Source organism: Amycolatopsis sp. NPDC004625, from assembly GCF_040609695.1.
In the GTDB taxonomy this organism is placed as follows: Bacteria; Actinomycetota; Actinomycetes; order Mycobacteriales; family Pseudonocardiaceae; genus Amycolatopsis.
The window spans coordinates 62,291-75,503 of sequence record NZ_JBEXKX010000028.1 but is presented as its reverse complement, the minus strand read 5'-3'; the positions used below and the strand labels follow the sequence as shown (position 1 = coordinate 75,503).

The 13,213-nt window shown below is 72.9% G+C and carries 14 protein-coding genes; 6 read left to right on the top strand and 8 right to left on the bottom strand.

The genetic code is table 11. The features are described 5' to 3' along the window. Both ABZW17_RS28815 and ABZW17_RS28810 read right to left on the bottom strand, forming a co-directional pair. On the bottom strand, positions 1-1,311 hold the full coding sequence (locus tag ABZW17_RS28815; RefSeq protein ID WP_354820907.1) for an OFA family MFS transporter: 1,311 nt from the start codon (positions 1,309-1,311) through the stop codon (positions 1-3). 433 nt (positions 1,312-1,744) lie between these two features. Further along, positions 1,745-2,155 (bottom strand): Lsr2 family protein, encoded by a 411-nt coding sequence (locus ABZW17_RS28810; protein WP_103354325.1) that lies wholly within the window; start codon positions 2,153-2,155, stop codon positions 1,745-1,747. A gap of 217 nt (positions 2,156-2,372) precedes the next feature. On the opposite strand from ABZW17_RS28810, the gene ABZW17_RS28805 reads away from it, so the two are divergent. Next, positions 2,373-3,266 carry an SAM-dependent methyltransferase gene (locus ABZW17_RS28805; RefSeq protein WP_354820903.1) on the top strand — a complete coding sequence of 298 codons (894 nt, stop codon included), beginning with the start codon at positions 2,373-2,375 and terminating at the stop codon, positions 3,264-3,266. Between the two features lie 30 nt (positions 3,267-3,296). Here the strand turns inward: ABZW17_RS28805 and dinB are convergent, their stop codons facing one another. Continuing rightward, on the bottom strand, positions 3,297-4,487 hold the full coding sequence (gene dinB, locus ABZW17_RS28800; RefSeq protein WP_354820900.1) for a DNA polymerase IV: 1,191 nt from the start codon (positions 4,485-4,487) through the stop codon (positions 3,297-3,299). Positions 4,488-4,641: 154 nt separating this feature from the next. Between dinB and ABZW17_RS28795 the strand changes: the two genes are divergently transcribed. Together ABZW17_RS28795 and ABZW17_RS28790 are read left to right on the top strand one after the other, a co-directional pair. Continuing rightward, entirely contained in the window at positions 4,642-5,061 is a 420-nt protein-coding gene (locus ABZW17_RS28795; RefSeq protein ID WP_354820897.1) for a hypothetical protein, read from the top strand. 199 nt (positions 5,062-5,260) lie between these two features. After that, positions 5,261-5,773: a 2'-5' RNA ligase family protein gene (locus tag ABZW17_RS28790; RefSeq protein WP_354820894.1), complete on the top strand. Its 513-nt coding sequence runs from the start codon at positions 5,261-5,263 to the stop codon at positions 5,771-5,773. 14 nt (positions 5,774-5,787) lie between these two features. Here ABZW17_RS28790 and ABZW17_RS28785 read toward each other — a convergent pair whose 3' ends face one another. The 4 genes from ABZW17_RS28785 to ABZW17_RS28770 all read right to left on the bottom strand — a co-directional run bounded on the left by ABZW17_RS28785 (position 5,788) and on the right by ABZW17_RS28770 (position 9,085). Further along, positions 5,788-6,852 carry a hypothetical protein gene (locus ABZW17_RS28785; RefSeq protein WP_354820891.1) on the bottom strand — a complete coding sequence of 355 codons (1,065 nt, stop codon included), beginning with the start codon at positions 6,850-6,852 and terminating at the stop codon, positions 5,788-5,790. 9 nt (positions 6,853-6,861) lie between these two features. Continuing rightward, positions 6,862-7,440, bottom strand: coding sequence for a hypothetical protein (locus ABZW17_RS28780; RefSeq protein ID WP_354820888.1), 579 nt, complete (start codon positions 7,438-7,440; stop codon positions 6,862-6,864). A 32-nt stretch (positions 7,441-7,472) separates the two neighbouring features. Continuing rightward, complete coding sequence (locus ABZW17_RS28775) at positions 7,473-7,907, bottom strand: XRE family transcriptional regulator (RefSeq protein ID WP_354820885.1); 435 nt, start codon at positions 7,905-7,907, stop codon at positions 7,473-7,475. A gap of 413 nt (positions 7,908-8,320) precedes the next feature. Beyond that, entirely contained in the window at positions 8,321-9,085 is a 765-nt protein-coding gene (locus ABZW17_RS28770) for a helix-turn-helix domain-containing protein (protein WP_354820882.1), read from the bottom strand. A gap of 106 nt (positions 9,086-9,191) precedes the next feature. On the opposite strand from ABZW17_RS28770, the gene ABZW17_RS28765 reads away from it, so the two are divergent. Then, the gene (locus ABZW17_RS28765; protein WP_354820879.1) at positions 9,192-9,407 is read left to right on the top strand and encodes a hypothetical protein; all 216 of its coding nucleotides are present in this window, start codon (positions 9,192-9,194) and stop codon (positions 9,405-9,407) included. Here ABZW17_RS28765 and ABZW17_RS28760 read toward each other — a convergent pair. Next, a complete protein-coding gene (locus tag ABZW17_RS28760; RefSeq protein WP_354820876.1) occupies positions 9,402-11,528 on the bottom strand; it encodes a discoidin domain-containing protein in 2,127 nt (708 codons plus the stop codon). The two genes, ABZW17_RS28765 and ABZW17_RS28760, sit on opposite strands and share 6 nt — an antisense overlap. 218 nt (positions 11,529-11,746) lie before the next feature. Between ABZW17_RS28760 and ABZW17_RS28755 the strand changes: the two genes are divergently transcribed. Continuing rightward, positions 11,747-12,679 carry a DUF1996 domain-containing protein gene (locus ABZW17_RS28755; protein ID WP_354820873.1) on the top strand — a complete coding sequence of 311 codons (933 nt, stop codon included), beginning with the start codon at positions 11,747-11,749 and terminating at the stop codon, positions 12,677-12,679. Beyond that, the gene (locus ABZW17_RS28750; protein ID WP_354820870.1) at positions 12,676-13,209 is read left to right on the top strand and encodes a DUF305 domain-containing protein; all 534 of its coding nucleotides are present in this window, start codon (positions 12,676-12,678) and stop codon (positions 13,207-13,209) included. The genes ABZW17_RS28755 and ABZW17_RS28750 overlap by 4 nt, the downstream gene beginning before the upstream one ends. Positions 13,210-13,213 lie beyond the last annotated feature (4 nt).

Sequence of the window (13,213 nt, the reverse complement as noted above, 5' to 3'; positions counted from 1 at the left end):
TCACGCCGCCGGCAGCAGCGACTCGGGACGCCCCGGCTGGGTGAGCCGCCCGGACAGCACCGCCGCGGTCAGGCTCAGCACCCCGGCCGCGGTGAACGCGCCGGCGAACCCGTGCGTGGTCACCACCACCGCCGCCGGTCCGATCCCGACCGCCGCGCCGACCGCCTTGGCGCTGTAGAGGATCCCGAAGTTCTGCGCCGCCGACTCGTCGCCGAAGTACTCCCGCACCAGGCCGACGAGCAGCGTGTAGCAGCAGCCGTTGCCGAGGCCGGCCAACGCAGCCCCCAGCAGCAGGCCGACGGCGTGCCGGTGTTCGCCGGAATAGAACAGCACGAACTGCGCGACGCCGCCCGCGAGCAGCGCGAACCGCAGGATCCGGGGCCGGCCGAGCCGGTCGGCCCACCGTCCGATGAGGACCCGGCCGCTGCCGGTGGCCGCCGCGAGCGACGCCAGCGCGGCCGCGGCGAGCCCGGGCCCGCCGCGCGCGGCGGCGAACGTCGCCAGGTAGGCCAGGTCGAACAGGAGCACGGCGGCCGCGAGGACGACCACGAGGTACAGCGAACGGGTCGTGCGGCACCGGAACAGCTCGGCCGGCCGGTAGTGCCGGACCGCCGGCCGCCGGTTGTGCGCGCGGTCGAGGGCCCACGTCCGGGGCTCGGGCGTCACGGGCCACCAGTGCCGCGGTGGGTACCGCAGCAGGACCGCACAGCCCGCGATGACGATGAGCACGACGACGGCGGTGACGTCCAGCAGTGCGGGACGCGCGGCCGGCAGCGCGGCGGCGAGCACGACGAAGGGCACGCTGCCGGCGGCGAAGGCGCCGCTCACGATGCCGGCCCGGGACCCGCTGCGGTCCGGGAACCAGGCGAGCACCGCGCCGACGCACGTGGCGTAGACCAGCCCGGTGCCGAGCCCGCCGAGCACGGAGTAGCCGAGGAAGACGGCGGCGAGACCGGTGGCGTGGCCGAGCGTCACGAGCCCGGCGGCGCTCAGGACCGCCCCGGCCGCCATCGCCGCCGGCGCCGGGAGCAGGCCGCGGTCGCGGAGCCACGCCGCCGGGAATGCGGCCCCGGCCTGGCAGATCGCCCACACCGCGAGCGTGAGCACGATGCCGCCGGACGTCCAGCCGGGCGTCCGGCTCAGCGACGGCACGACCGCGCCGAAGCCGTACTGCTGTACCCCGGCGGCGAGCATGGCCGCCGCGGCGAGCCAGGTGATCCACGTCCGCGGCCGGCCGAGCAGCTCCCGATCGCTCTCCCCGACGCGGTACTGCCGTCCGTAGACGTCCCGCAGCTCGCGGACCTCCGCCATGGCGACCGCCTCCTCACACTGAAGATTGTATGCAGTATGGAGTAGGCTGAGTGTGCGCCAAAGCCGGACGAATGTCCACCGGGGTTCCGGGCGGGAGAAGGGGGAGGCGGCCCGGTGGCCATCGAGGGAGGAGGCGGCCACCGGACCGGTGCCCCGCCGCGGTACCGGCCGCGCGAGGCACTGACAGTGTGGCGATCGAAGCCGCCCTCCGACAAGCTTTCGCCCGGCGCCGGGCCGGGCTTTGTCCACAACGAACCATCCGGCGCGGGCCGCGGCCACGAAAAGTGACCGCCAGGCGCAAAAAAAGCACTGAACGCCACAGGGGCGTCAAGCGGGGGACATCAACCCGCCTGGACGCCCAGCGGGTTACCGGCTGACGAAGCCACACCCACGGGTGCGGCTTCGTCAGCGCTGGTGGCCGAACATCGGAGCCTCAAGACTTGCGGCGGGACGCTCGCTTGCGCGCGGGCTTGGCGTCGGCCGGCTCGGCCGCCGCGGCCTGCTCCGCCTCGAACCCGGCGATGATCTCGCTGGAGAGGCGGCCGCGCTCGGCGACCTCGTAGCCGTTGGCCTGCGCCCATTCGCGGATCTGCCGGTTGCGTTCGCGGTCGGTGCCCGAGCCGGACGGGCCGGACAGCGACTGCCCGGTCGCCAGGCGCACCTTGCGGCCGCCGATGCGCCGCGCGGCCGCGACGTACCGGGCGAGCTCGTCCCGCAGTGCGGAGGCGTTCTCCTCGGACAGGTCGATCTCGTACGTCACCCCGTCGAGGCTGAAGGGGACGGTCTGCGAAGCCTCGCTCCCGTCGAGGTCGTCCACCATCTGGACCTGCACCCGTTGCGCCATGGTTCGTCGTTCCTCATCTTCTCCAGAACACGGTCGGACAGACCCTAACCTGTCGAATCACGTCCAGCCAGTGCGACACCCTCAAACGTCCACAATGGCCGTTCGGGCGAGCGGGCCGTCCGCGTCCAGAGTGACCGCAACCGAGCCGAAATGCTCGCGAGCTTGTCGAAAAATCAATTTTGTGATATGCTCGAAATCAAATCGGTACCGTGGCGGGATGGAGACCGCCGACGTTAGCCGTAATGCTCCCCGCCCCAGCCGCACCGCCTTCACGGCCGCCGCCGCACGCGCGGCACATTTGCTCGTCGACGCCGAGCCCGCCATCTTCTCCGACCCCCTCGCCGCACCTCTCCTCGGGGACCGCGCCGAGGAACTTCTGGCCTACCACCGGATGCATACCACACATCCGGTGCTGGCCGGTGCCCGCGCCGAAGCGGTGTGCCGAAGCCGGTTCACCGAAGACCGGCTGACGCGTGGCAATTCCGGTATAGACCAGTATGTGATTCTGGGCGCCGGCCTCGATTCGTTCGCGTATCGAACCCCGGCACGACGATTCCGCGTCTTCGAGGTCGACCACCCGGCGACCCAGGCGGCGAAACGGGAACTGCTGGCCGCCGCCGGCGTCGCCGAACCGGCGCCGGTCACCTTCGTCCCGGTCGACTTCGAAGCCGAGCCGCTCCGGGAACGGCTCGTCCAGAGTGGACTGGACCCGTTCCGCCCCGTGTTCGTGAGCTGGCTCGGCGTCACCATGTACCTGACCCGGCCGGCGATTGCCGCCGCATTGACGGATCTCGGCGGATTCGCCCCGGGATCGGAAATCGTCGCCGACCACCTGCTGCCGCCGGAACTGCGGGATGCGGCCGGGAACGCCTACGCCGAAGCCGTCGGGCCGGTGGCCGCCGAACAGGGTGAGCCGTGGCTCACGTTCCTCTCCCCCGCGGCACTGGCCGTGATGGTGCGTGACGCGGGTTTCGAAGTCGTCGAGCAGGCCGGGCAGCGGCAGAGCGTCCCGTCGCGGCTGTGGCAACGCCCGGACGCGCTGCGTCCGGCCGCGCTTTCCGCGCTGACGCACGCACGCATTCCGCGGCGGCCCGGAATACCCGGCCGCTGACCGCATTTTCGGCGGGCCGCGGTTTCCCGGTCAGTCGGGCAGCAGCGGCACTTCGAGGTCGTCCGGGCGGCCGAGCAGGACCGCCCGGGTGACCGCGGCCTTCCCGAACCGGTCGCGCACGGCGTCCAGCGCGGTGTCGAGCTCGGTCGCCCGCTCGCGCTCGAACGGCAGGGTCGGCTGGAACGGGTTTTCGTCGGCCAGGTTGGACAGCGCGGCGCCCAGCAGGGTCAGCCCGCGGTCGGCGATCAGCGGCAGCGCGGCGACGAGCAGCTCCCGCGCCGCGGCGAGCAGCACCCCGGTGCCGGCGGTCGGGTCGGTCAGCGTGTGCGAGCGGGTGGCGCGGGAGAAGTCGGCGAAACGCAGGCGGATCGTCACCGTCCGGCAGACGCGGCGGGCCGCGCGCAGCCGGCGGGCGATCCGGTCGATCAGCGCCACCAGGACGACGTCGAGCTCGGCCGGGGTCCGCCGGCCGCGGCCGAGGGCCCGCTGGGCGCCGATCGAGCGCCGCCGCACCCCGAGCTCGACGCGTCGCGGGTCTTCGTTGTGCGCCAGGTCGTGCAGGTGGGCCCCGGCGACCCGGCCGAGCAGGCCCACGAGGTCCACCTGTTCGGACGCGGCCAGCTGCCCGACGGTGGTGATCCCCCGGAGCCGCAGCTTCTCGGCGGTGATCTTGCCGACGCCCCAGAGCGCGCTGACCGGCAACGGGTGCAGGAACTCCAGCTCCCGGTCGTGCGGGACGACGAGCAGGCCGTCGGGCTTGGCCACCCGGCTGGCGACCTTGGCGAGGAACTTCGTCCGCGCCACCCCGACGGTGATCGGCAGCCCGGTCCGCTCGGCGACGGCGGTGCGCAGCCGTTCGGCGATCCGGCTCGGCCGCCCGGCGATCCTGCCCAGCCCGCCGACGTCGAGGAACGCCTCGTCGACCGAGATGCCTTCCACCCACGGCGTGGTGTCGTGGAAGACGTCGAAGACCGCTCGGCTGGCGGCCATGTACGCCGACATGCGCGGGGGCACGACGACGGCGTGCGGGCACAGCCGGCGGGCCTGGGTGCCGCCCATCGCGGTGCGCACGCCGTAGGCCTTGGCCTCGTAACTCGCGGCCAGGACGACCCCGCCGCCGACGATGACCGGCCGTCCTTTCAGCGCCGGATCGTCCCGCTGCTCGACCGAGGCGTAGAAGGAGTCGAGGTCGGCGTGCAGGATGGGCCCCTCGTCGGTCATAGAACACATGTTCGCATACCGGTGGGCCGAAGTCCGCCGATCCGCCCGCCGCGGGTGACCGGCCGCCGGACGAAAGTGCGCCCTTTTCCGGTTGTCGCCGTTCTGTGCCCCCGCTCACACTCGACGGATCGAACAACCCGACTCTGGGGGCACCATGACCGAGAAGTGCCGATGCGGCGACCACCACGCGTGGGCGACACCGAGCCAGGAGGACCGGCCGGCCGCGGCGCGGCAGCCGCTGCTGGCGGCGACCCTGGCCCGCGAAGACCGCGCGGAGGACGTCGACGGACTCGACCCGACCGACCGCGTCACGTGCCGGACGCACCGCCGCTGGCTGCACGACTGCGTGGCCTCACCGGTGCACACGAACCCGGCGGTCGGGTACCGGTGGTGCCGCAGCTGTGACCACCAGGCGCTGGTGGCGGTCGACGAGCTGGCGGGCGAGGTGACGATCCGCTGCGGGCTGTGCGGGCGGGTTCCGCGCAGCCGGGCGAACCAGGAGCTGGTCGAGCTGTGCCGGCGGAGCCTGGCCTTGGCCCGCTCGGGGCGGTTCCCGGAGAGCGCGGTCGCCTGATTGCGCGGGCGCCGCGCGGCGGCTTGGTTCGGCCTTCCGCGAGGATGCTGCCGCCTGCCGCGCCAGAGTGCCCTCCCCGCCGAGGCAACTCCCGACGTGCGAGATTGCTGCCGCGCCTGAGCCTCGTGCCGCTCCCGGCGTGCGAGAGAGCTGGTGCCGCTCCCGGGGTGCGTGAACGCCTCCCTGCCATGATGCGGGGGTGCCCGAACCCGGAACCACCGCGCTGGTCATCCTGCTGCCCGCCGCCGAGCCGGTGCTGGCCGCGGCCCGGCGGGTCGACCCCGCCCTCGTGCGACCCGGCCTTCCCGCCCACGTGACCGCCTTGTACCCGTTCCTGCCCGACGGCGCGCTGGGCGACGGCGACCTGGCCGCGGTCCGGTCCCTGGCCGCGGATCTCGCCCCGGTGGACGTGCGGCTCACCGACTTCGTGACCGCGCCGGGTTTCGCGGCGATCCCGGCTCCGGACCTTCAGGGGATCACCGACGCCGTCTGTGCCCGCTGGCCGGACGTGCCGCCCTACGGCGGCCGGTTCGGTCCCCGGCCGGCCGCGCACCTGACCGTGGCCATGGGTGGGTCCGGGGAAACCCTCGAGCAGGTCGGGCGGGAAGTTCGCCCGCTGCTTCCGGTGACCGACCGGGCCGGGACCCTGCAGGTGGTCGCGCTGACCGAACGGGGCTGGGAGTCGCGGCTGGCGGCTCCGCTTGGCGGCTGACGTCGCCGCAAGGATCACCTCGCTGCCGTCGTGCCCAGCTTCCGGTAGGCGCGCGCGATCGCCCGCAACCTGGCCACGTCCGCGGCGAACGGCTCGTCCGTTGCGGTGGACGGCTCGGTCTCGTCGGGCTCGTCCGGCAGGTCGCGCACCAGCCGGGCCGCTGCCGCGGGCGGCATGTCCGGGGTGGCGCCCGCGAGGATCAGGCCGTCGTTCGTCTCGCTCATCGCCGTCAGCAGCCGCTCGCGGCGGGACGAGCCGCCCGGGTCGATGCGGGCGATCTCCGGGAACCGGCGCGTCAAGTGGCCGCGCAACGGCCGCAGCAACCGCAGCGTGCGCGCGTCACGCCGGGCCGCAGCCAGCCCCGGGACCGCCGGGATCGTCAGCCCCAGGACGATCAGCAGCACCGACACCGCCGGGAAACCCACGTCCAGCGTGCACGGCACCGTCGAGAACGGCCCCCGGCACAACGCCTTCGCCGGGTGGTCGGCCTGCAGCGCGGAGAGCGTCGCCACGACCTTGCCCGCCAGGTAGGCGACCGCGAACGCCGAGGCCAGCAGCAGCAACGCCAGCCCCGCGCGCAGGGCGCCGCCGCTGGCGCGGATCGTCACCGCCGCGACGATTCCGATGTCGAGCACCGCGAAGCCCAGGTAGACCGTGTAGGTGAAGACGTAGACCACCAGCGTCGGATGCGTTGCGTACAGCTCGTCGAACACGCCGACGCCGCGCGGCAGGTCCGAGGTGCTGAAGAAGGTGACGACCAGGATCGTCAAGGCCACGCCGAGGGCGACCAGGCGGGTCCTGCGGCCGCGGTCGCGGGTGCCGCTGATCTCGGCGACCGTCAGGCCGATGCCGTACGCCGCGACCATCGTCGCCAGGTTCGACAACAGCCGGCCGAGGCTCGGGTAGAGCTCGCTCTCGAACTGCTGCGCACGGTTCGACAGGAAGCAGAACGCCGCGCCGAGCGCGATCAGGGAGACGGCCAGGCCGGCGCCCGCGCCGGTGCGCCGGGCGCGGACCGCCCGCCAGATCCCGGCGAAGAGGGCGAACGCCCCGACTGCGACGAAAAGTATGTCGATCACGGAACGCGACTATCCCAGGAGAGCCGCCAGCCGCCTAGCCTGATCGGCCGCCCGGCCGGACGCGCCCGGCTGAACGGCGGGCGGCTCGCTCGTCGCCGCGCTCATCAGCAGGACCGCGATCAGCTCGGCCTCGTACTCGTCCGTGCCCGTCGTGACGCGGGTCAGCAGGTGCGACAACGCCCGCGGCGCCAGGTCCGGGGCCAGCTCGGCGGCCTCGGATTCGGACATCAGGCAGGTCCCGGTGTGCGCGCACAGCAGGTGCGCCAGCTCGTGGGCGATGATGTGGTCCTGGTGCAGCGCCGACGTGTGCTCGGTGTAGGCGATCAGGTCGTAGTCCGGGCGGGCCTGCCAGGCGCCGGACGGCTGACCGGGCCGGTACGCGACCGGGACGAGGTCGATCTCCCGCCCCCGCCACGCTTCGAGGCCGTCGACCCAGGCGTTCATCGACCACGGCCGCGGCAGCGGGACGGCGGCCAGCACCTCCCGCACGCGCTCACGCGCCCGGTCACGCAGGTCCGGCAGGCCGCGCTCGTCGATGGGTCCTCCCCGGTCACCGGGCGCCAGCCGGGTGCACCGGGGCGCGATCACGGACGACGTCATCGTAGCCGAGACGCCCGTGGTCACTCCGGCTTCCGCCGCCGGCCGGAGCGGCTGCGGGTGTCGTCGTAGCTGCCGAGCTGGTCCAGCAGCGCCGTCACGGTTTCGCGGTCGCGCGGCGAGAGCCGCATGGCGCGCTGGGCGAGGGTGCGCGCCTCGCTGTCCCGCCACGCCACGACGTCCTCGACCTGCTGGTCGACCTGGCCGGCGACCTTTTCGTCGAAGAAGTAGGTCACGGGCACGCCGAAGAACTGGGCGAGGGCCTGGATGTGTGAGCGCTTCGGGTCCTTGCGCGCGCCCACGGCCAGCTGCTGCACGTGGGTCGCCGACATCGTGACGCCGGTCTGCTCGGCGACGCCGTGCGCGATCTCCCGGTACGAGTACGGCTTGCGGTCCGGCGGGTGCACGGTCGCGATCAGGTGCGCCAGCCGTTCGGCGAAACTGCGCTCTTCGCTCACCACACACCACCTGCCGCCGTGAAACGTGACACCGGTCAGCCTAGCTGTCCTGAAAACTTGACACAGCCTGTGCCGGAAAGACTACGATACTCCCGTCCGGTGTTTCGGAAACGTGACACCTGACCCGGGGCGGCGCTGCGGCCGCGGGGTGACTCACGTGGCCGCTGGGGGTGGCCACGCGCCCAACCCTGCCCGCCGCGCCGCCCCTCTCTCGTCCTTCGGTGCCGGACGCGGATTCGCGGTCCAACGGCCGCCGAGTTGCCCCTGCGCTGCGCCTCGGCGATTGATCACCGCGGCGAACCGAGCGCAGCACGGCTCGGCGACACGCTCGTCGAGACCGCCCGCCGGCGCATCGCACCGGCGGGGAACGTGCCGCGCTCGGCCCGCACGATGCCGCGAGCCTCGGAATCCCCTCACCCCGCCAACAGCCGGCGCACCACCCCCGGCGGGGCACCGGCGTGCTCGCGCACCGTGCGGGTCAGATGCGCCTGGTCCGCGAACCCGAGATCGGCCGCCAGCACGGCCAGCTCCCGCTCTCCCGCCTCCAGCCGCTCGAGGGCGCGGCCCACCCGCACCCGGTTGCGGTACCGCGTCACCGAAACGCCCAGCTCGCGCGGGAACGCCCGGCTCAACCGGTACGGCGACACCCCCAGCGACTCCGCCAGCGGAAACAACCCGGCCGCCGCCGGGGTGTCCGCCACGATCGCCTCGCGCGCCCGCTCGACCAGGCCCCGGTCGCCCGGCACCGCCCTGGTCGGCCGGGTCACCGCGCGGCCGACCAGGACCAGCAGCTGCTCCGCCAGCGCGTAGCCCGGGTCGGCGGCCGACGCCACCAGCCGCCGGTGGGCCAGCTCCAGAGCGCCGTCGACGTACACCGGGGACCGCGGCGGCCGGTCGCCCGCCAGGCGCTGCCACACGCCCTCGCCGAAGTCCACGGTCGTGCAGACGTCCTCGCCCGCCGGGTGGGCGAAGGACTCCTCCTCGCCCGCCTCGACGAAGTACGCCGCCGTCGGGTCGGCGTGGGACTCCGTGCCGCGGACGCGCCGGCGGAACCGGCCGCGGCGCACCAGCACCATCCGGTCGACCGGCGACACCTCCGCCGCCGACCAGCCCGGATGGTCGTTCGCGCAGCGGATCACGGTGACCGAAAACCCCGGGCGGGCCGCGAGTTCAACCACGAGCCGGACGCTACGCCGGGGGTACGACAGTTCCCGGCCGCAAGGATCTTCAAGACCGCGCCCCGGGCCGGCGGGCAGGCTGCGACTGCCGACGAAAGGAGCCGCCGTGCCCGCAGAACTCGCCACCCGCCACCCCACCGGCCCCGGCTGGGAGGTGCGGTACCGGAACACCGGACCGGGCGGTGGCGCACTCGGGTCCGGTTTCCAGGGCCACCGGGCCGAGCGCGGCCCCGCCATCCGGCCCGGCCGCGACCCGGTGGTGGCCGCCGACCGCGAGGACCACCCGCTGTGCCCGGTCCCGGCCGGCGCACCGGTGTCATGACCGGTAGACGCCGAACTCGTACAGCGAATAGCCGTAGCCGCTGCCGCGCTGGGTGCCGTACACGCGCACGTACCGCGCGGTCGCCGAGACGGCGATGTCGTCGGCGCCGCCGTCCCCGGACGTGGTCGCGTACACCGCGCGCCAGTTCGCCGCGTCGTCGCTGACCTGGATTTCGTAGGCCTTCCCGAACGCCGCTTCCCACACCAGCTGCACGTGGTCGAACGGCTGGCTGCGGCCCAGATCGACCTGCAGCCACTGCGGATCGGCCCAGGCGCTCGCCCAGCGCGTCGCCGTGTTCCCGTCCGTCGCGGCCTGCGGCGGGTAGGGCGCGCCGGGCCCGTCGGCCTGGTACGTCGACGCCGTGGTCGCGGCGCCGCGGGCCAGGTTCGTGCCCGGGACCGGCGGCGCGACCACGCGCAGGGAGCGGGTTTCGATGCCGACGTTGCCGTGGCCGTCGCGGGCGTAGAGGTAGAGCTTCCAGACGCCGAGCTGCTGCGGCGCGGTGACGGTGAACGTCCCGGTGCCGGTGAACTGCGCCAGGATCAACCCGGCCGCATTGTTGATGTACTTGCTGTTGTAGCCCATGGTGTAGGTGATCGGGTCACCGTCCGGATCGGACACCGCCGCCGTCACGGTGAAGGGGGCGCCCGCCGGGACGTCGGTGCTGCGGCTGAGGTTCATCGACGAGATCACCGGCGGCGTGTTGCCCCCGGTCTGTCCACTGTAGAGCTTGCGGACGGCGTACCAGGAGAGCCGTTTCTCGTTGCCGGTGGTGATGTTGAACCAGACGCCGCCGAAGTCGCCTTCGGTGCCGTAGTGGAAGAGGGTCGCGCCGAGGGCCACGCCCGGGTGGGCCAGCACGCAGTTCCACGCGTTCACGTACCCGTCGCGCTTCTGCTGGTCCGTCGGTTCGGCGGGGACGCCGTTCGCGTCGGCCGGCACCTCCCACTCGCCGGCCGGCCCGGTCTCGGTGATGATGTAGGGCTTCGTGTAGCCGCCCGCGAGCCAGTCCTGCTTCACCTGGCAGACGTGGGCGTAGGAGTTCACGGCGTAGAGGTCGAGGCTCGGCGCGTACGCCTTGTAGTACGGCCACGCGCCGGTCCACGCGTCGGTCGAGGTGACCGGGTGGTTCGCGTCGATCGCGTGGATCGCCTGCGCCGCCTGGTCGACGAACCGCGTGTAGGCGATCCGGTTCTGCTCCAGCCGGGTGCCGGAGTAGCAGTTCTGCATGCCGAGGATCGACTCGTTGCCGACGTTCCACATCAGCACGCCCGGGTGGTTCTTGTAGGCAGTGACCCACTTCTGGATCTCGGCGAGCATCGTGGCCTGGTAGTTCGTATCGGTCGTGTAGTCGACGCAGCCGCCGCTGCCGGGACCGCCGCCGGGTTGCAGCCAGAAACCGTTGACCACCTTGATGCCGTTGGCGGCGGCCGCGTCGAGCAACGGCCGGGCCGTGCCGTCGGTGCCCCACGTCCGGACCGTGTTGACGCCGATCGCGTGCAGCTCGGGCATCCGCGCGGCCGCCTCGCCGACCGGCGGTCCCCAGGTCAGGCCCTTGACGGTCCACGGGATACCGTCGACGGTCAACTGCCAGTTCCCCTGGCTGCCGGTGACCCGGGTGACGCCGGGGCCGTCCTGGACCGCCGGGGTGCCGCTGACCTGGAACTCCCACAGCGAATAGCCGTAGCCACCGGCGCGGTGCGTGCCGTAAAGCCGGACGTACCGGCCGTGCCCGGTGACGGCGAGATCCTGCCGACCGCCGACCGCCGACGTCGTACTGTATACAGTCTGCCAAGTGCCGCCGTCGGCGGAAACCTGGATTTCGTAGGCCGTCGCGTAGGCGGCCTCCCAGTTCAGGGTGACCTGCGTGATGTCGGCGGGCGCGCCGAGGTCGACCTGCAGCCACTGCGGGTCGCTCCAGGCGCTCGCCCAGCGCGTGCCGGGATCACCGTCGACGGCCGCCGACGCCGGAGTGCCCGCCCCTTCGGTGCTCGACGCGGTCGCCGGTCTGCCCTGGGACAGCACCGAGGCGGCGTGCGCCGGGGACGGGCCGGCGAGCAACCCCAGCACCAGCAAGACCACCAGCGCCGGAACGGCACGGACGAGCGACGGTCGGTCCACGATGACTCCCGTACGGCAGGGGACGGAGAAGGGCTGGAGAGCGCTCTCCCGAGGTCTCGATGGAACGGCACCACGGCCCGCGTTGTCAAGATTGGCCCGCGAACTCGACAATGACTGTCCGCCGGGAGAATCGGGTGGTCCTTGACAGGGTCGCGAGGAGCTGCGCATGCTGTGGGAGAGCGCTCTCCCATCCTTGGCACCCTCACCGTGGAGGACCCTTGGCAACGAAAGCCGCGCTCCTCGCCTGCACCGCCGCCACCGTGCTGGCAGGCGCCTTCCTGACCGCGGCCACCTGGTCGCCCGCCGGGGCCGACGACCTGGTGACCCACCACGAGTTCCAGGTCAACTGCTCCCCCAGTCACCACCAGCCGGACGACCCGATCGTCTTCCCCGGGCTGCCCGGCGCGTCCCACGACCACACGTTCCTCGGCAACCGGACGACGAACGCGGCCACCACCCTGCAGTCGCTGCAGAACGCGGGCGTCGGGAACACGACCTGCCTGGCCCCGGACGACCTGTCCGCGTACTGGTTCCCCACCGTGCTGAACGGGAACCAGGTGGTGCTGCCGAACTTCGCGCAGGTCGTCTACTACAAGTCCGGCATCCTCGACTACACCAAGGTGGTGCCGTTCCCGCCCGGCCTGCGGTACGTGGCCGGGAGTGTCACCGCGACGCAGGACGAGTTCCAGCACGCACCCGGCGCGATCGAAGGCTGGGAGTGCGGGGACAGCTTCCACAACTGGGACATCCCGGTGACCTGCGTCGCCGGCAGCCAGCTCAACATCCGGTACCAGGCGCCGAGCTGCTGGGACGGCGTCCACCTGGATTCGGCCGACCACAAGAGCCACCTGGCCTATCCGGACCGGGCGACGCTGACCTGCCCGGCCGACCACCCGGTGGCGGTGCCGATGCTGGAGTTCAAGATGGCGTTCCCGGTCAGCGGCGACATGTCCGGCGTGCACCTGGCCAGCGGGCGCGGGTATTCGTGGCACTACGACTTCTTCAACGCGTGGGACCCGGAAACCCTGGCGGCGCTGGTGAAGCACTGCATCAACGGCGGCCTGCAGTGCGACCCGCGCGGGTTCGACCTGTACAAGCCCGACCGCGGCACCGTGCTCGGGCCGAACTACCGGCTGCCCGGCCGTCCGTGAGACGGCCGCTCCTGGGGGCGGCGGTGGTGGCGCTGATCATGGGCGGTTGCGCCACCACCGGCCCCGCCGCCCCCGCCGGCCCGTCCCCCTTCAACCCGACCGACGTGGCCTGGCTGCAACTGGTCGTGCCGATGACCGAGCACGCCCTGGACGCGGCCCGCCTGGCGCCCGGCCACACGCAGAGCCCGACGGTCGGCGCGGTGGCGGGCACCTTCGCGAGCGCCCAGGAGAACCTCCTGGGACGCCTGCGGGCGGCACGTGACCGGGCCGGGCTGCCGGCCACCGACATCCACAGTGGACACAAGATGCCGGGCATGGTCACCCCGGCCGACCTGGTGGCCCTGCGGACCGAGCGGGGCGCCGGGTTCGACCGGCGGCTGATCGGGCTGCTGCGGGCGCACGCGGCCCAGCTCGTCGTGCTGGCCCAGGGTGAACAGACCTCCGGCGAGGACGCGGAGACTCGCGCTCTGGCGCGGGAGACCGGCGCCGAAGGAACGCACCAGGCCGGCCTGCTCGCGAAAACGACGTGAGAAG

Excerpts from the sequence above, each read along its gene's own strand:
- ABZW17_RS28810 (WP_103354325.1), bottom strand. The coding sequence starts at position 2,155 with ATGGCGCAACGGGTGCAGGTCCAGATGGTGGACGACCTCGACGGGAGC.
- dinB (WP_354820900.1), bottom strand. The coding sequence starts at position 4,487 with ATGACCGACGAGGGGCCCATCCTGCACGCCGACCTCGACTCCTTCTAC.
- ABZW17_RS28805 (WP_354820903.1), top strand. The coding sequence starts at position 2,373 with ATGGAGACCGCCGACGTTAGCCGTAATGCTCCCCGCCCCAGCCGCACC.
- ABZW17_RS28795 (WP_354820897.1), top strand. The coding sequence starts at position 4,642 with ATGACCGAGAAGTGCCGATGCGGCGACCACCACGCGTGGGCGACACCG.
- ABZW17_RS28815 (WP_354820907.1), bottom strand. The coding sequence starts at position 1,311 with ATGGCGGAGGTCCGCGAGCTGCGGGACGTCTACGGACGGCAGTACCGC.